The organism is Bacillus sp. REN3 (assembly GCF_017912555.1).
Classification (GTDB): Bacteria; Bacillota; Bacilli; order Bacillales; family Cytobacillaceae; genus Mesobacillus.
Map to the genome: position 1 here is coordinate 82,087 of NZ_JAERSD010000012.1, position 16,020 is coordinate 98,106.

Here is a 16,020-nt window from a genome sequence, read left to right on the forward strand (position 1 = left end):
ATTTCAACAGATGGCACCGGAACTACTATGTGTTAGTCAATGCGGACAACAAACCGCCGACACTGACGGCGGGAGACTACAACTTTGCGGGCTGCAAGGTCCTTGCCGACACTGACGAAGCCAGAACAAAGCCAGTATCTGAAAGCTCAGGCTTCAAACTCAACCAGCTTACCCTGACCATTGATCCGCTGACCATCGTCTTCATCAAGCTGAACCGGAAAGTGACAGATTACCCAGGCAACAAAAAAATAACAAAATGGGACCTGCCCCCCCCATCGCTTTTAAGCGGTGGGGAGCAGGCCCCAAAGATTGCTCTAAACCTTGAACTCTCCTATTGTCTGATTCAGTTCTTCGGCCATATTGGATAAGTCAACTGCCGAGGATGAGATTTCTTCCATTGATGCGAGTTGTTCTTCAGCTGCGGCAGATACACTCTGAGAGCCGGCAGAATTCTCTTCTACTATGCGGGAGACTGTATCCATGGAATAAATGACTTTACTTGTGCCCTGGCTCAATTCCTGAACCTCAGCAGCTATTTCCTGAAGTTGTCCGGCAACTCCATTCACCGATTCCTTGATCTGTTCAAAGGCCTCACCTGCTTGGTTTACTACTTTCAGACCTTGTCCAACCCCCTCTGTCACAAGGTCCATAGAAGAAACAGCTTGTTCTGTCTCTGTTTGGATGAACGTAATCAGATCTGCAATCTGCGCTGCTGAACTGGCCGACTGCTCGGCAAGCTTCCTTACTTCGTCTGCCACCACCGCAAAGCCACGGCCATGTTCTCCAGCACGGGCAGCTTCTATTGCAGCATTGAGTGCCAAAAGATTGGTTTGAGCTGCAATATCGGTAATCACTTCAATAATTTTTCCGATCTCATGCGACCGCAAACCAAGTCCTTTAAGCAAAATTGACAGCTGGTCCACATTCTCATTGATCAAATCCATTTGCTCCTTTACCTTAGAAATGGATAGTTGACCAGTAAGTGATTTGTCATTAGTTTCTATGGAGGAATCCGACACTGAATTTGCCCTTGAGGCTATATTCTTCAGACCATCTGTCATTCCATTTATTACAACAGAAGTTTCCTGGACACCTATAACTTGATTTTCTGTACTTGCCGCCAACTGCTCCATTGTTGAGGCAATATGCTCAGTTGCTTTATTGGTTTGCTCTGCTCCTGCCATCAATTCTTCCGAAGAAGCGGCTACGTTTTCAGCGGAGTTCTTTACTCTAGTAACCATCTGCCTTAAATCCAAGATCATTTTATTGAAAGACCTGATCAACATGCCAATTTCATCTTTGGTTTTTGATTCCATCGGTTCTATTGTAAGATCTCCATTTGCTAATCGAAGGAATTCCCGACTCAAACGAGTGATTGGCATGGTAATGATTTTACGCATATACCAAAACAGAAAGATAGAAACGCCTACAAACAGAGCCAATAAAATATAAATTAGCATAAGATTGTATTCGATGTCTTTATTCGTTTGTTTTTGACTCTTCTCAAAAACACTGACGATTTCTTTTTCAGTCGAAAAATACTTCTCTTTTATTTCTCTCCATATCGGCGTTTCCTTTTCCTTTATTAATAGTAAAGCTTCCTCTTTATTCCCCTTTGTAATTTCAATTACCTGCTTCTGTATTTTAATATCCTGCTCTGTGAGTAACTTAAGGTCGCTCATTTCTTTTCCAAGTCCATATCTGTCTGCCACAGCAATTAGTTCCTTCACTATTTGAAGGGACCTCCCTGCCGCAGCATCAAAGTTCTCCTTCGCCTTGTCGTCTTCAGGATTAAGAATCAGGTTCCGGACAGCCTGTCCTCTCTGCAATCCCTGTGTATAAACTTCTTTTGTATTCGACAAAAAGACTAAATCTTCATTGAGCAAATCATTGACTTCATTTTTTGAAGTATTGATTGCATAACTAGAAAGCGCTATGATTCCAATTGCGAGCGCTGATAACCCGAAAAGGAACAAGAAGATTTTCATATTCAACTTCATTTTGCTTTCACCAAAGTCTTTTTCACTCGTTGAGTAATAATTTTTTTGCTCCGACCTGACTCTCATGATGGCCTCCAATTTATCTAAAATTAAATAACAAAACTAATATCGTTTGTGGTAACAGTTTATTTACCTTTCAAACTGTAAATTCTTATAAAAGACACACTTTCATCTAAAAATTCGTAATCATTACCTATGTTTCCTATAAAAATAGAAAATATCAAACACTTAGAATATAATGTATTCATACTAATTTCCAAGGAGTTCCAATATGACCAAATTAGGAATTTTGCCGCTGATGAGGATTGTTGTGCAATACATAATCGGGGTCTTGCTTTTTATACTGATCGGCGCCCTGCCGGTTTTTCTGCGGGATTTGACGTACGATTTCGAAGGTTATTTTATCACCGTCAAATCTATGATCATTAAAATTTTGACGATGAGCGATTTGACTTATTCTACATTCAGAGGCGAAAAGCCGTTGTTGCCGATCGTCGGAGACCGGTTCCTCCTGTCGATGACTACGCTGGCCACTGCGTTTCTTGTGGCTTTGATTCTCGCATTCTTGTTTTCTTATGTCATCGTTATTTTTTTCGAAAAAAGAAAAGATGCCATTCTGGGTGTGTTTGAAATCATTCAGTCCATACCGGATGTGGTTGTCATGTTCCTGCTCCAGACATCCATTATCCTGGTTTATAAGGCATACGGGGTGAAATTGGCTCAAACCGTGTCGCTTGGTTCGGAAAACCAGGCAGTCCTCATCCCGCTCATCAGCCTGAGTTTACCGGTGTTTCTTTATTTGACGCAATTGATTGTACTGAAAATATTCGAAGAGCTGGATAAACCATACGTCACTTTTGCCAAATCAAAAGGTTTATCGTATGTGTACATGCTGAATATCCATGTCATCCGCAACATCATCGGCAATTTGCTCAGCCATTTCAAGACGATTATCTGGATCATGCTTTCCACCCTTTTAATGGTTGAGTATATCTTCAACTTGGACGGGCTGATGCTGTTCAACATTAAAAATATGTCAGTGGACCTTTTTGTGTTCACCTGTATTTTATTTTTCACGCCGTTCTTCATCTTATTTCGCTTGATAGAGCTAAGACGGTAGGATTGGAAGGTTATCTTGATGCGGAAATTATTGAAAAAGAAAAAATTCTTGATTGGGGCTTCCTTTCTGGTGATTCTGCTGCTCCTCAGCATATCCAACACGATTTTCAATGATGGGAAAATCCGCCAGACTCTCCTTGTCTATGATGAAAAAGGTGAACTGGAGAAAGCTCCGCCCTATCCGCCCGGCGACGTTTATTTGTTTGGTTCGGACATGTACGGATATGACATGCTCCATACCGTGATCGAGGGCGCAAAGTATTCGATCGGCATTGTTTTGATTGTGGCATTTTTCCGGATGCTGTTTTCAATCGGGCTTAGCTATTTCCTGTTCCGGGTTCCGGAGTCCGTTTTTAAATGGATCAAAACCGTGGCTGAACCGCTGTCGTTCTTCCCGCAGACGCTGATCGCATACTTCCTGCTAAGAACAGTTATCATGTATACGATGGATGGCTTCCATCACCCATTCTGGGTAAGGGCTTTTTATGAATTCGTCATCTTGATCGCCGTTGCCCTGCCGTCCCTTACCGTGCAGCTCATTGAGCAAAAACGGCGGGTGTGGCAGGAAGAGTTCATTGAATCGGCCATCGTGATGGGCGGAAGCAAGAGGCATATCTATTTCAAGCACATCCTTCCGCAATTGTATGAAGAATGGATACTGATGTTCGGCCAGCAGTTCCTGCAGGTGCTCACCCTGCTCGTCCACCTTGGCGTGCTGCTCGTCCTGTTCGGCGGTACCATCATGGGCGACGGCGGCCCTCCAACATCGGTAACCCATGAATGGGCCGGCCTAATCGGCCTAAACAAAAGATTCATGCTCACCCGTGAGTGGATCGTCTATGTCCCGATCCTATTCTTCATCCTTACAGCCATCAGCGTCGCCATGATCAATCAGTCATTGAAAGAGTTTTTCAACACAAAAGATAATCTGCGGAAGAGTAGGTAAGTTTTCACGGTGACGATTCTCCAGAAAAGAAAAAAGCAGCGTGATATCATCACGCTCGCTGTTTTTCTTTATTATTCTTATTAAAATCTTTTAAAGCCTGATCTCAATATTCTTTTCATTCTCTTTTCTGAGAACTTCAATTAGCTTTGTTGCTTTTTCGTCTTTCTTTTTGGCAATCATCTGCTGCTGCAGCTGTGGCTTAACTTCTTTGTATTTTTTTGGCGCCTGGTCCAAGCCTTCCGTTTCTTTTTTGTATTCTTCGTACATTTTTTTGATTTCGGTTTCATCGACACTGATTTTTCCAACCTTGCTGTCAATGTACTTCGTCACGAGCATTTGCTTTTTCACCTGGCTCTTCAGTTCATCCTCGGTTAATAAGTTCTTCTTTAACGCTTCTTTGTACTCCTTTTTGTTTTCAAACCCAGATTTGATCTTTTCCATCTCGGCATCAAGATCCTTCTGATCAAGTTCTACGCCTTCTTTCTCGGCTGATTGTAACAGCAGCTCGGCATTGACCATCTGGTTCAAAATCGACATTCTCATTTTATCCTGCATTTTCTTGTCCATGCCCTCAAAAGACAGGCCCTGTTGTTGAGCTGATTCCAATTGAGCCTCATATTCTGTTTTTGTAATTCCCTCGCTATTGATGATTGCCACTAACTCTTCTTTTTTATCCTTTTGCACAGCTTTATCATTTGTGATCTCTTTACTGCAGGCTCCTAGTACCAGTAAAGCCATGCTCATTGCAAAAACCCTTTTCATCATCCGCTTCATTCTGAGATATCTCCTTTTATAAATCGTTCAATCATATGTAATATTATCTGTTCCGATGGGTTGCTGTAAACAAAATTCATCAGGCTGCCCGTTGCTCCTTATAACTATTCTCACTTTCATTTGGCCGCCATTGTGCTATTTTGTGTAAAAAAATGCCGGTAAATAATGAAGTGATATCGGATAAGCTGTGGTTGTTCCAGATTAATAGATGGCTAGGCAATTGTGGAGCATGTTAATAGCAAAGGGAAGGGTCAGCATCCTCTAAAAATACCAACAAACAAAAATATCAAAAGCGAACAACCATCGAAGGAAAAAACGCGAAGACTCAAGAGGTTTCACGGACTATCCCTAGCCAGCAGGCATGGCCTAGTATCGTGTCCATACAATCAAAACTGGCGCTATAACTGTAGCTTAAAGAGGATAGCAAAGATCGTATCCTCTTTTTTTTCTGCAAATTTGTTTAATAAAAGGGATTTTCCCTACTTTTTTAGATGCGTAATAAAATTTTATGAAAAAAGCTAGTTTTTCACTTAATCCGAACCGTCCGCTTTCTTCAATATTCTGGTCCAGTCGAATAGGGTGCCTGGGTCTGTTTTTCGGGTTGGGGCGTATTGGTTATGTCCCACTATATGTTTTCGGTCCCTTTTGATGTTTTTGTTTCTGGTAAGGATGTCATCAAGTAATGCATTCAGGGCGGTGTACTGGGCTTCTGTATACCCGATATGATGTTCAGGGATCTTTTTATAGTCTTCCGAAGAAATGATTGATTGCATTTCGAGTTCTGTTCCGATTGCCATCAGTTCAATCCCGATTGAAAAATCATTCAGCCGGTCTTTGTATCCAGGATATCCTGTCAACTCCCCCTTGCCAGAATGTCTAGCCACCCTATTTTCGGGCAATAAGAAATAAATAATACCATCCCGGTCTATTAAATAGTGTGGAGAAACATTATATTCCACGAAAATTTTCCTGATTTCTTCGTAAATATATGGATTTTCAAGATTCATTGCCGCATTGCTGCTAAAATGGAGCACCACATGGGTTTTGGTCTCCTGGCGGCGTTCAAAATGAAATTTCGGCAAGAAATCTTTCACTACAGGAATCTGGACCATTGCCGGGGCAACCTTTGCTTTTTCGGGTTGCGTTTTTGTCACTGCGCCCCTGGACTCGCACCCGGCCATCAAAATGATCAAAAACACAAAGACTGCCATTCCGCTCTTTTTCATCGTCATTCCCCTAAATTGCCATCGTATAAATCTTCTTATAATAATTCTGTTCACTGGCCAGGATTCCTTTTTATGATTTTAATATCCCTTTCGTTACAAGTTGCTCCCTTTTTTCTCTTCTGCCTGTCTTTTTTATCTCTTCGCTTGTATATAGGTGGTGAGAGGAGGTGAGAGATGATGGCGATGGAAGTTTTTAAGCAATCAAGCATGAAGCTGAAGTTCGAGACTGGAGTCGATGAGCTTGGAAGGCCGGTCTACAAGAGCAAGACTTACGCCTATGTGAAGAATGAGGCGACTGTGGATCAGGTCAAGCAGGCTGCGGATGCTCTTGGAAGCCTTAGCACCCTTCCGCTGGGAGCGATTGAACGTTCCGAGAACTTCGAAATCATTTAATCTTGGCTCGAAATAATCTGACAGGAGGTGAAAAAACATGGCAAAGACGCTTGAATTGGAGTTTGCCACTGACCTTGGCAAGAACGCGAAGCTTACAGTGGATAACCCGAAGGAACCGATTGATCCAGCGGCTGTCAAGCTGGCAATGGAGCAAATCATCGCGTCCAGCGTATTCCAGACCAGGTCTGGCGCACTTGTGGCCGTTGGCCGTGCCCGTGTCATCGATCGCAGCGTGACTGAATACGAACTTGTGTAATGAGTGTAAGCCGGTTGCCTGATTGGCACCGGCTTTTTCCATAACAATGAGAGGAGGTACAAAAAATGGAGCAGCTGATTCCCTTCATCAGCGAGGTAGGGTTCCCAATCGTCGTGACACTTTACTTGCTTCACCGGATTGAGGCGAAGCTCGATACCGTTGTCCAATCGATCCAAAGCCTGCCAGCGAGAATGCAGGAAAAAGCGTGACCAGATCCGCAAAGGATTTATTGTATGAATATTTGTTTAAGTCGCTTAATAACATGCAGCAGCTTTTGAAATAGGCCCTGAGAAATTTAACTATTGATTTCCACTCCAGGCACTTCGATGGACAGGAAGTCCTAGTGCTGACTTTGCCGCAGGACGCGGCGGTTTTAGTCGGCCGTTTTCCGCGGACGTGCGGGGATGCCTCCTCGGCGCTTTGCGCCTCCGGGGTCTCCCCTGCCCCTATTCCCGCTGGACACTGAATGGGCTCTCTCGAGTTTGCCCACGCACGAAGGAAATGCGTTAGCATCTTCGAGGAGTCTGCGTGCCTTCCGCTCCAGCCAGCAAGTATTCAAAAATCAACACTGGTCTTTAACAAAGCCGTGAAATAAAAACCATCCACATGTGAAAAAGTGGATGGTTCTTCCTTTTTGTCCTGCTTCTGTTCCTAGTGGGCAATCGAAGCTGTGTCCATGGTGACAATCGTCCCTGCCCTGGCGTAGAGGGCGTTTTGCGCTTGTTCCAATGATGTGATGATCGTCTTGTGGTCTGGATGGGTTCTGGCAAAGCTGATGGCTGCTTCTACTTTTGGAAGCATGCTTCCCGGCGCGAATTGCCCGCTGGCAATATAGGATTCTAGTTCTGCGATTGACACATCGCTCAATTTCCTCTGGGTTGGTTTGTTAAAGTCAATATACACATGGTCAACTGCGGTCAAGATGATCAAAGCATCCGCATTGACGAGTTCTGCCAGCTTTTCAGAAGCAAAGTCTTTATCAATGACTGCTTCAACCCCCTGTAATCCTTCGGCCGTCTCGACAACCGGAATGCCTCCGCCCCCTACAGCAATGACAATATTTCCTTGCTCGACAAGTGTGTTGATGACATCATGCTCCTTGATGCTTACCGGTTTTGGCGATGGAACGACCCGCCTCCATCCCCGCCCTGCATCCTCTTTGTAGATGCTGCACGTTTCTTCGCTAAGCTTCCTGGCTTCTTCTTCACTGTAAAAAGGTCCGATTGGCTTGGTTGGATTAGCGAACGCCGGATCGTCCTGATCGACAATCACCCTTGTAATGACCGTGACCACATTTTTAAAGATGCCTCTTTCTTTCAATACCTTATCCATCGCATTTTGCATCCAATAGCCAATCATCCCTTGGCTCATTGCCCCGCAGGTATCAAGCGGCATCGCAGGGTTCTTCGTTGAATCCGCCGCTGCCTGTTGCAGCAGGATATTCCCCACCTGGGGACCATTGCCGTGTGAGATGATAATGTCTATTCCCTGTTCGATAAAATCAGCAAGCTGCCTCGCAGTTTCTTCAAGCGCCAGCTGCTGGGCTTCCGCCGTAGCGTCGCCTGACTGAATGGCATTGCCCCCTAAAGCAATGACTACTTTTTTCCTCTTCATTATGATGAACCTCCGATCCGATAGTCAATAGAGGCCAAAGTTCCTCCACCTTTGTATGGTCATAACCGAATACTGTTAAATCGTTAAGATGCCGGCTGCCAGCTGATAAATCGCAATGACCGCCAATACCGTAAATCCAAGGGCTGTCGCGAATTCCCCCCTTTTGAATGGATGCTCGACATTCGACTCTTTTTGGATCCGCCTGAATACGAGAATGCCAGGCACATAGAGAAGCATCGTCAATAACAGATAGCCCATTCCGGCCGCATAGATCATCCACACGCTGTAAACGCTCGCGACCAACCCGACGATGATATTTTTAGCCCTGTCTTGGTAACTGGTCTGGATCGAGTATTTGAGTTGATAGAAAGCCGAAAATGCATACGGGATCAATATCGCTGATGAGGCAAGCGAGAAGGCAAAGTTGTAAGCTTTCTCAGTAAACAGGAAGGTGATCAGGAATACTTGTATGAAACCATTGGTAAGCCAAAGGGAATTGACCGGCGCTCCGTTTTTATTCACTTTCGCAAACCATTTAGGGAATAATCCGCTTTTTCCTGCCAGGTAAGGAATCTCTGAGGCCAGCAAGGTCCATCCAAGCCACGCCCCAAGAACAGAAACGATCAGGCCGGCATTAATAACGGTCGCTCCCCACTTTCCTACGACACTCTCAAATACATAAGCCATTGAAGGGTTGCCGAGCTTTGCCACCTCAGGATTGCCCATGATCCCGATGCTCATGACGGAAATCAGGATGTAAATGACCAGGGTTCCAAGCAAACCGATGATTGTTGCTTTCCCGACATCTTTCTTATCCTTTGCGCGGCTTGAGAGGACGACTGCCCCTTCAATCCCGATGAACACCCAGAGCGTTACAAGCATCGTGCTTTTCACCTGTGTCATGACACCGGAGAATTCGAATCCGCCGCCAGTTCCCCAAAAGTTAGCCGTAAAGGTATCAAAATGAAATGCGAAGATTCCGATTATGATGAACAAGAAAATTGGCACAAGCTTCGCGATCGTAGTGATCAGGTTGACCAAGGCCGCAGACTGCACACCGCGGAGGATAAGCATGTGGACCATCCAGAGCATAAAGCTGGCTCCGATGATCGATGCCACGTTTTGGCCGCCCTCAAAAACAGGGAAGAAATAGCCTATCGATGAAAACACCAGCGTTGCGTATGCCACATTTCCCAGCCAGGCTGAGAACCAGTAGCCCCAGGCACTATTAAAGCCCATGAACTTCCCGAAGCCTTCTGTTGCATAACTGAAGATCCCTCCGTCAAGATCTGGCCGTTTATCGGTTAAGTTCTGGAAACTGAGTCCGAGGGCAATCATTCCGATACCAGTAATCAGCCAGCCAATGATGATCGCGCCTGCCGATGCCCCTGCCGCCATATCAGTGGCCAGGTTAAAAGCACCGCCGCCAATCATCGAACCGACGACAATCGCGATCAATGAAAATAGCCCTAATTTTTTGCCACCAGCCATTTTACCTCACTCCTCCATATGGATTGGAATTGGGAATGAATGAACAAGGAAGGGAGAAAGAAGCCCCTCCCTTGCTGCATGATTAAATATTTCCTAGTGTTGCGGCCATGACTGCCTTGATTGTATGCATCCTGTTCTCGGCCTGGTCAAATACTTTTGAATGCTTGCTGCGGAAGACTTCATCCGTTACTTCCATTTCTGGCAGACCATGTTTTTCAAATGTTTGCCTTCCGTATGAAGTTTCAAGATCATGGAATGCAGGCAGACAGTGAAGGAAAATCACATTGTCATTTCCCGTTTTCTTGATCATTTCCATTGTTACCTGATAAGGGGATAAAAGCTTGATCCGCTCGGCGAATTTATCTTCTTCCCCCATGGATACCCATACATCTGTATAAATCGCATCCGCTCCAGCGACACCTTTCAGGACATCGCTTGTGATAGTCACCCGCCCGCCTGATTCCCTGGCAAAGCCTTCAGCCAATTCAACGACTTCAGGCGCCGGGAACAGGGATTCCGGTGCGCAGATGCGGACATCCATTCCAACTAGCGCGCCTCCCACGAGCAGGCTGTTCGCGACATTATTGCGGCCATCGCCCACATACACAAGCCTGATGCCCTCCAGCCTGCCGAAGTTTTCTTTTACAGTCAAAAGGTCTGCCAGCGTCTGGGTTGGGTGCCATAAATCTGTAAGGCCATTCCAGACAGGGACGCCTGAATGCTCCGCAAGCATCTCGACTTTTTTATGTTCGAAACCCCGGAATTCAATGCCATCGAACATGCGTCCCAATACTTTTGCTGTATCTTCGATTGATTCTTTTTTGCCCAGCTGGATATCGTCTTTTCCCAAATATTCAGGATGTGCCCCTAAATCGGTACAAGCGACGGTGAAAGCACAGCGTGTCCGTGTGGATGGCTTCTCAAAAAGGAGGGCAATATTTTTCCCTTCAAGGTACCGATGCTGGATACCGCTCTTTTTTTCCTCCTTCAACCGGAAAGCGAAGTCAATCAAATACATAAATTCTTCTTTTGTAAAATCCTTTTCCGCAAGAAAGCTTTTACCATGTAATTTGGGGATGTTGACTGTCTGCATATGGACCTCTCCTTTGCATTCAAAAATTTATTTTTTCAAATCCTCACGGACGATCGGCATGCTCATGCAGCGTGGGCCTCCCCGTCCCCGCGACAGTTCGGAGCTTAAGACTTCAATCACTTCGATTCCGTGCGAACGCAACAATTCATTCGAAACATAGTTCCTGTCATACGTTACGGCCACGCCTGGCGCAATGGCGAGTGTATTGGAACCATCGTTCCACTGTTCCCGCGAAGCTGCGATTTCATCACCGCCGCCGCATGGGATCAAGACGATTTCATCCAGTCCAAGGACTTCCTGCAAGGTTTCCTTCAGGTTTGTCCGATGGGAGATGTTCACATGCTCCTCATCCGGGCCTTTCTCAAGGATATAGATATTCATGAAATCCTTCGGCCCTTGAATCGCCGGGTGAATCGTGAACTTATCGTAATCCACCATTGTGAAGACTGTATCCAGGTGCATGAACGCCCTTCTCTTTGGAATCTCGACAGCTACGACTTTCTTGATGGAATCTTGCTTTTTAAACAGATTAAGCGCGAGTTTTTCAATTGCCCTTGCAGAAGTACGGGCAGAGACGCCGATTGCGATGACTTCTTCACTGAGAACAAGTTCATCCCCGCCTTCAATCGGGAATCCATAGTCCCGGTCCAGCCAGATATCCAGATCATGGCCCGCAAACCGTGGGTGATGCTTGATGATGTACTGCATGAACAACGATTCGCGCCGACGCGCTGGTTCCCGCATCCGGTTGATCGATAATCCGTTCCCGATGCTTGCTGCCGGGTCACGGGTGAAATACAGGTTTGGCATCGGATCCAGGTAGAATGGATAATGATCATCCATCAACTCGTATAGATGCGTTTTCTTGCTCGGCTCAATCTCCCGTTTCAGGACTCCGCTCATGACTTTGTCTACCATTTCCGGAGTAGGGAATGAGAGTAGGTAATCCCTTAACACGTTGGCAGCCCCATTGACATTGGCTTTGCTTTCTCGTAAAATATCATCGACAAATTGTTTTTTTATTTCTGGTTTGCTTAAGGTCTCAACGACCAATTTCTCGAGGTATAGAACTTCTATGCCTCTATTTTTTAATGTCTCGGCAAAATAGTCATGCTCCCTCTGGATGATTGGCAAGTAAGGAATATCATCGAATAAAAGTCTTTGCAGATATTCAGGTGTCAGGTTTTCGACTTCCTTTCCAGGCCGCTTGAGCACAATGGTTCTCAACGTGCCGATTTCCGATGTGACATGGATCGGGTGCTTTAACTGGTTCTGTGGCTCCGCCTGTTTTGCATTTACCAAAATACCGCTCATCTTCTTTTCCTCCTTCTTTATTGAATCCTTGCTACACCTTCATTCTAAGCGATGAATACCCTTTCTTTTGTTAGTTCCCTTACACTGCAAATGTAATAATGCTTACACTTTTTTACTGACTGTCCCTAATCCAATTGCATAATTATGAATACATTCATGAATAAGGATGGATTTTATCAGACAGCATCGCATATTCAATGGATGTCAAAGAAAGTTCACAAATAATGTTCTAAAATTAAGAAAATTCATTCGTTCATGTTGTTTTCGCTTGCAAGGCAGGATCCTATCAATTGGGTAATAGAATCTGTCCTCCTGGCCAGTCTTTTGAAGGGAATGAGCTATTATAAAATGGAAAAGAAGCTTTCAAGAGGTCAAACGATGACCTTTTGAAAGCTTCTTTTGATCGTCCTATTTGATATTCCTGAAATAATCCGGCTGATGGACAGTGATGATTTTTGATTCGACTGAGATGATTCCAGCTCTTTTGAGTTCGTTCATCAATAAGCTTACCGTCTCCCGGGTGGTGCCGGAAATTTTCGAAATGCAGGCAGCCGTCAATGGACATGGAATGACAATTTCCCCGCCATGCTTCTCGCCAAGATCGTCCATTAAAAAGTGAAGGGATTGGAGGACCCGATCGGTGGAGTGAGGGAGAAGGATCTGCTGCACCCGCCTTTGATGAAGTGTCAAAATATCGGAAAGCTTCGCAATGATATGCAGCAAAGCTTTCGGTTGGGATTTAAGCAGTTCTTCAAGGACACTTGCCTGAATGAAATAGAGATACACGTCTGTGAGAGCAATGGCAGAATCCTTATAGACCTCGTCCTTAAAGATTCCGCCATACGGGAACATTTGATTTTTTTTAATAAAATCCAAATAAAGCATATTTCCTTCTTCGCTGCTCCGTTCGAACATCACATACCCATCGAGCAGGAAAAAGATTTTGTCGCGGGGATCTCCCTGCATATAAAGAACCTGGTTCTTCTTATATGATCGGAAGTAAAAGGAAGGAAGGTATTCTTTCATTTTTTTTGCAGACAGGTTAGAAAACACCTCGAATTGCTCCAAATCGGCAAGGAAATCCATGTTGACCATCAGCGAATCCATGACTTTCTCTCCTTTCGCAAATCATGATCACCGTCGATACAGTAAATCCAGTTGCTCCTTTATTTGATTGGCATCCCCAGGCGAACGGCAGATGATCAGGCAGGTATCGTTCCCGCAGATTGTCCCTGCCTTTCCATCAAGTTCGATGGAATCAAGAAGGGCGCCAAACGCATGGGCATGACCTGGCAATGTCTTAATGATAATGAAGTAATTGATCAGTTCCATACTGGTCAAGGCATAACCCATTTTATGCCTCAGCTTCTCGGATACGAGCCAGTCGTTATCCACATTCACACTGTACCTCAGCCGCCCATCCCTGGAAGGAAGCTTGATCAGCCCCAACTCGTGAATGTCCCTTGACACGGTTGCCTGAGTGACATTCAGCCCTTTCTCGAACAATAGCTCCACAAGCTCTTCCTGCGTCCTGACCTCCTGCTCTGTAATAAGCTGTGTGATCAGCTGCAAGCGCAAATCTTTATTCATGGTAATCCCCTCTTCAAAAGGTTTCCTCTAGTTCATCATAGGAAAAATTGTATAAAATTGGTATGGACAAATCATGAACAATTGAATCGCTGTTCATGAGCCTACGGTGCAATACGGAAACCAGGACCTGTTTTTTTGATTGCTCAATCCGGAAAGCATTTCGGCCTGCACCGGGAAAAGGAATGCCTGAAAAAATAAACAGCCGTCCCGCAGTCTATGCGGAATGGCTGAAAAAACAAGATTTGACTTCATTTCCTTCGTCTTCGCCGCTGCCTGGCGGTCTTCCTTTTACATTCGGAAAAGTCCACGGACGGACTCACACAAAATATCCAATCAAAGTATATATAGGAATGGCAGACTCATTTAAAAGTCTGCCATTCTTTCCTGTATTTTTGCCCGGGTAAAATGAACGCTAGTTTACCGGACTTCCAATCTAGTTAAGGACCGCACCGCGTTTCTCTTTCTGCTTCTGGTGAGCGCGGCTGTGGGCACGATGGCGGTCTTCCTCCACCTCGGCAGACATTTGGACACCCGTCGGCACGGCCGTTGAAGCCACCTCTTTCAGTCCTGAAGCTTCTTTTTCATAAACGAACGATGCTCTCGTTGAGATATCCGCGCCTGGCTTTGTCACGTATGGGACAACCCGATAATCAGCGCGCCACTGCTCCGGGGTCACCTGGCAGCGCACATAGCCGCGGAAATTGTTAAAGAACTGGATATGCGGGTTTTCCCTCAATACCTTCTCTGTGTCCGCGCGCACATCCGACCCGTTCCCGCCTGAGGTAATCGACGTGCCGACAAATTCCGCGCCAAAGATCGGGGCTTCCGGGTCGTTATAATCAGTCGTCAGGTTTGCAGCCCAGCTTGCGTGGACATCGCCGGTCAGGACAATCATATTATTGAGTTCTTTCTCTGTGATGAAATCCGTGAGCCGCTGACGCGCAGCCGGGTACCCATCCCATGAATCCATGCTGAATCTAGGAGCTGTGCTTGTCCCGAAGTTCCGCTGGGCAAAGAAGATTTGCTGCGCCAGGACGTTCCAGTGGGCAGCTGACTTTTCCAGATGGTCATGCAGCCAGTCTTCCTGTTCTGTACCAAGGAGGGTACGTTTAGGATCCAGCGATTCCGGCGTCTGAGGGGAGGATTTATCGCCATTCGCCTGGTCATCGCGGTACTGCCGTGAATCAAGGACATAGAAGTTCGCCAGATTCCCATAGGCGAAATCGCGATACAATTGCATCCCGCCATTGTTTGGCAATGACGCCTTGCGGAGCGGCATGTGCTCGTAATAAGCTTGATAGGCCGCTGCCCTCCTCTTGACGAATTCTTCAACTGATTGGCCTTTTTCAGGAATGATATTCGCATAGTTGTTTTCTACTTCATGGTCATCCCAGGTTACGACCCATGGAAAAGCAGCATGGGCAGCCTTCAGGTCTTCATCTGAACGATACTGGGCAAAGCGGTTCCGGTAATCATCTAGGGTGATGATTTCCTGGCCCTTATGGGTACGGACATTTCCAGTTGGTGAGAGATACTCGTTCGCTCCATATTCATATATGTAATCGCCAAGGTGGAAAACAAGGTCGAGATCCTCTTTTGCCATATGCTTATAAGCGGTATAATATCCATGCTCAAATTGCTGGCAGGAAGCGAAGGCGAATGTCATGCTGGCAACATCGGCCCCAGCTGCAGGAAGGGTCTTCGTTTTGCCGACAGGGCTGATTTCGTTCCCGGCTTTGAATCGGTAAAAATATACAGTGTTTGGCTTCAGGCCCGTCACTTCTACATGGATGGAATGCGCAAGGCTCGGTGAAGCATGCTCGGTCCCCCGCTTGATGACCCGGCGGAAATGCATATCGGACGCAAGCTCCCAATTGACAGGAACGAGATGGGCTGGCATCCCGCCGCCATTCAATGGATCGGGTGCAAGCCGTGTCCAAAGGACGACACTGTCCGAAAGCGGGTCACCGGAAGAAACTCCAAGGGTGAATGGATAGTTGCTGAACACCGGAGCCGCCTCCACTTTGAAGCCGCCAAGGGATGAAGCAATCGCTAGCCCAAGGGACATCCCTGCAAATTTACCCGCACCATTCAAAAAGCTTCTGCGGTCCATGTTCTTCCTGAAAGTGTCCTGATCAAACTTCCTGAACAAATCATCAAAAGGCGTCTCAAATTTCATGATTTTTTCCCCTCTCAGATTAATT

Annotated in this window: 16 protein-coding genes and 1 pseudogene; 6 read left to right on the forward strand and 11 right to left on the reverse strand. The window is 45.8% G+C overall.

The window, feature by feature from the left end; translation table 11 throughout:
• Positions 1-29: 29 nt before the first annotated feature.
• Entirely contained in the window at positions 30-368 is a 339-nt protein-coding gene (locus tag JJQ88_RS12190; protein WP_349237129.1) for a hypothetical protein, read from the forward strand.
• Here JJQ88_RS12190 and JJQ88_RS21880 read toward each other — a convergent pair.
• Together JJQ88_RS21880 and JJQ88_RS21885 are read right to left on the reverse strand one after the other, a co-directional pair.
• On the reverse strand, positions 315-1,262 hold the full coding sequence (locus JJQ88_RS21880) for a methyl-accepting chemotaxis protein (RefSeq protein ID WP_481748304.1): 948 nt from the start codon (positions 1,260-1,262) through the stop codon (positions 315-317). The genes JJQ88_RS12190 and JJQ88_RS21880 overlap by 54 nt on opposite strands.
• A pseudogene (locus JJQ88_RS21885) lies at positions 1,254-2,066 on the reverse strand (HAMP domain-containing protein); the annotation flags it as partial. The gene JJQ88_RS21880 and the pseudogene JJQ88_RS21885, both read right to left, overlap by 9 nt.
• A 205-nt stretch (positions 2,067-2,271) precedes the next feature.
• On the opposite strand from JJQ88_RS21885, the gene JJQ88_RS12200 reads away from it, so the two are divergent.
• Together JJQ88_RS12200 and JJQ88_RS12205 are read left to right on the forward strand one after the other, a co-directional pair.
• Positions 2,272-3,120 carry an ABC transporter permease subunit gene (locus JJQ88_RS12200; protein ID WP_210366177.1) on the forward strand — a complete coding sequence of 283 codons (849 nt, stop codon included), beginning with the start codon at positions 2,272-2,274 and terminating at the stop codon, positions 3,118-3,120.
• A gap of 18 nt (positions 3,121-3,138) precedes the next feature.
• Positions 3,139-4,065, forward strand: a complete 927-nt coding sequence (locus JJQ88_RS12205) for a peptide ABC transporter permease (protein ID WP_210366178.1) — start codon at positions 3,139-3,141, stop codon at positions 4,063-4,065.
• Positions 4,066-4,155: 90 nt separating this feature from the next.
• Here JJQ88_RS12205 and JJQ88_RS12210 read toward each other — a convergent pair whose 3' ends face one another.
• Both JJQ88_RS12210 and JJQ88_RS12215 read right to left on the reverse strand, forming a co-directional pair.
• Positions 4,156-4,839, reverse strand: a complete 684-nt coding sequence (locus JJQ88_RS12210) for a SurA N-terminal domain-containing protein (protein ID WP_210366179.1) — start codon at positions 4,837-4,839, stop codon at positions 4,156-4,158.
• 530 nt (positions 4,840-5,369) lie between these two features.
• On the reverse strand, positions 5,370-6,065 hold the full coding sequence (locus JJQ88_RS12215) for an N-acetylmuramoyl-L-alanine amidase (protein ID WP_210366180.1): 696 nt from the start codon (positions 6,063-6,065) through the stop codon (positions 5,370-5,372).
• 174 nt (positions 6,066-6,239) lie between these two features.
• On the opposite strand from JJQ88_RS12215, the gene JJQ88_RS12220 reads away from it, so the two are divergent.
• From JJQ88_RS12220 to JJQ88_RS12230, 3 genes are all read left to right on the forward strand, one after another.
• A complete protein-coding gene (locus tag JJQ88_RS12220) occupies positions 6,240-6,458 on the forward strand; it encodes a DUF1659 domain-containing protein (protein ID WP_246861130.1) in 219 nt (72 codons plus the stop codon).
• Between the two features lie 37 nt (positions 6,459-6,495).
• Positions 6,496-6,714: a DUF2922 domain-containing protein gene (locus JJQ88_RS12225; protein WP_210366181.1), complete on the forward strand. Its 219-nt coding sequence runs from the start codon at positions 6,496-6,498 to the stop codon at positions 6,712-6,714.
• A gap of 65 nt (positions 6,715-6,779) precedes the next feature.
• Positions 6,780-6,923, forward strand: coding sequence for a YvrJ family protein (locus tag JJQ88_RS12230; RefSeq protein ID WP_210366182.1), 144 nt, complete (start codon positions 6,780-6,782; stop codon positions 6,921-6,923).
• Between the two features lie 442 nt (positions 6,924-7,365).
• Here the strand turns inward: JJQ88_RS12230 and arcC are convergent, their stop codons facing one another.
• From arcC to JJQ88_RS12265, 7 genes are all read right to left on the reverse strand, one after another.
• On the reverse strand, positions 7,366-8,328 hold the full coding sequence (arcC, locus tag JJQ88_RS12235) for a carbamate kinase (protein ID WP_210366183.1): 963 nt from the start codon (positions 8,326-8,328) through the stop codon (positions 7,366-7,368).
• A 75-nt stretch (positions 8,329-8,403) separates the two neighbouring features.
• Complete coding sequence (arcD, locus tag JJQ88_RS12240) at positions 8,404-9,819, reverse strand: arginine-ornithine antiporter (protein WP_210366184.1); 1,416 nt, start codon at positions 9,817-9,819, stop codon at positions 8,404-8,406.
• A gap of 82 nt (positions 9,820-9,901) precedes the next feature.
• Entirely contained in the window at positions 9,902-10,912 is a 1,011-nt protein-coding gene (gene argF, locus JJQ88_RS12245) for an ornithine carbamoyltransferase (RefSeq protein ID WP_210366185.1), read from the reverse strand.
• Positions 10,913-10,939: 27 nt separating this feature from the next.
• Entirely contained in the window at positions 10,940-12,226 is a 1,287-nt protein-coding gene (gene arcA, locus JJQ88_RS12250; RefSeq protein WP_210366186.1) for an arginine deiminase, read from the reverse strand.
• A gap of 408 nt (positions 12,227-12,634) precedes the next feature.
• Positions 12,635-13,333 (reverse strand): Crp/Fnr family transcriptional regulator, encoded by a 699-nt coding sequence (locus JJQ88_RS12255; protein WP_210366187.1) that lies wholly within the window; start codon positions 13,331-13,333, stop codon positions 12,635-12,637.
• Between the two features lie 27 nt (positions 13,334-13,360).
• Complete coding sequence (gene argR / locus JJQ88_RS12260; protein ID WP_210366188.1) at positions 13,361-13,816, reverse strand: arginine repressor; 456 nt, start codon at positions 13,814-13,816, stop codon at positions 13,361-13,363.
• 433 nt (positions 13,817-14,249) lie between these two features.
• Positions 14,250-15,995, reverse strand: coding sequence for an alkaline phosphatase D family protein (locus tag JJQ88_RS12265; protein WP_210366189.1), 1,746 nt, complete (start codon positions 15,993-15,995; stop codon positions 14,250-14,252).
• Positions 15,996-16,020 lie beyond the last annotated feature (25 nt).

Excerpts from the sequence above, each read along its gene's own strand:
- arcC (WP_210366183.1), bottom strand. The coding sequence starts at position 8,328 with ATGAAGAGGAAAAAAGTAGTCATTGCTTTAGGGGGCAATGCCATTCAG.
- arcA (WP_210366186.1), bottom strand. The coding sequence starts at position 12,226 with ATGAGCGGTATTTTGGTAAATGCAAAACAGGCGGAGCCACAGAACCAG.
- JJQ88_RS12210 (WP_210366179.1), bottom strand. The coding sequence starts at position 4,839 with ATGAAGCGGATGATGAAAAGGGTTTTTGCAATGAGCATGGCTTTACTG.
- JJQ88_RS12230 (WP_210366182.1), top strand. The coding sequence starts at position 6,780 with ATGGAGCAGCTGATTCCCTTCATCAGCGAGGTAGGGTTCCCAATCGTC.
- JJQ88_RS12265 (WP_210366189.1), bottom strand. The coding sequence starts at position 15,995 with ATGAAATTTGAGACGCCTTTTGATGATTTGTTCAGGAAGTTTGATCAG.
- JJQ88_RS12220 (WP_246861130.1), top strand. The coding sequence starts at position 6,240 with ATGATGGCGATGGAAGTTTTTAAGCAATCAAGCATGAAGCTGAAGTTC.
- JJQ88_RS12215 (WP_210366180.1), bottom strand. The coding sequence starts at position 6,065 with ATGAAAAAGAGCGGAATGGCAGTCTTTGTGTTTTTGATCATTTTGATG.
- JJQ88_RS12205 (WP_210366178.1), top strand. The coding sequence starts at position 3,139 with ATGCGGAAATTATTGAAAAAGAAAAAATTCTTGATTGGGGCTTCCTTT.
- argR (WP_210366188.1), bottom strand. The coding sequence starts at position 13,816 with ATGAATAAAGATTTGCGCTTGCAGCTGATCACACAGCTTATTACAGAG.
- JJQ88_RS12200 (WP_210366177.1), top strand. The coding sequence starts at position 2,272 with ATGACCAAATTAGGAATTTTGCCGCTGATGAGGATTGTTGTGCAATAC.
- argF (WP_210366185.1), bottom strand. The coding sequence starts at position 10,912 with ATGCAGACAGTCAACATCCCCAAATTACATGGTAAAAGCTTTCTTGCG.
- JJQ88_RS12225 (WP_210366181.1), top strand. The coding sequence starts at position 6,496 with ATGGCAAAGACGCTTGAATTGGAGTTTGCCACTGACCTTGGCAAGAAC.
- arcD (WP_210366184.1), bottom strand. The coding sequence starts at position 9,819 with ATGGCTGGTGGCAAAAAATTAGGGCTATTTTCATTGATCGCGATTGTC.
- JJQ88_RS12255 (WP_210366187.1), bottom strand. The coding sequence starts at position 13,333 with ATGGATTCGCTGATGGTCAACATGGATTTCCTTGCCGATTTGGAGCAA.
- JJQ88_RS21880 (WP_481748304.1), bottom strand. The coding sequence starts at position 1,262 with ATGATCTTGGATTTAAGGCAGATGGTTACTAGAGTAAAGAACTCCGCT.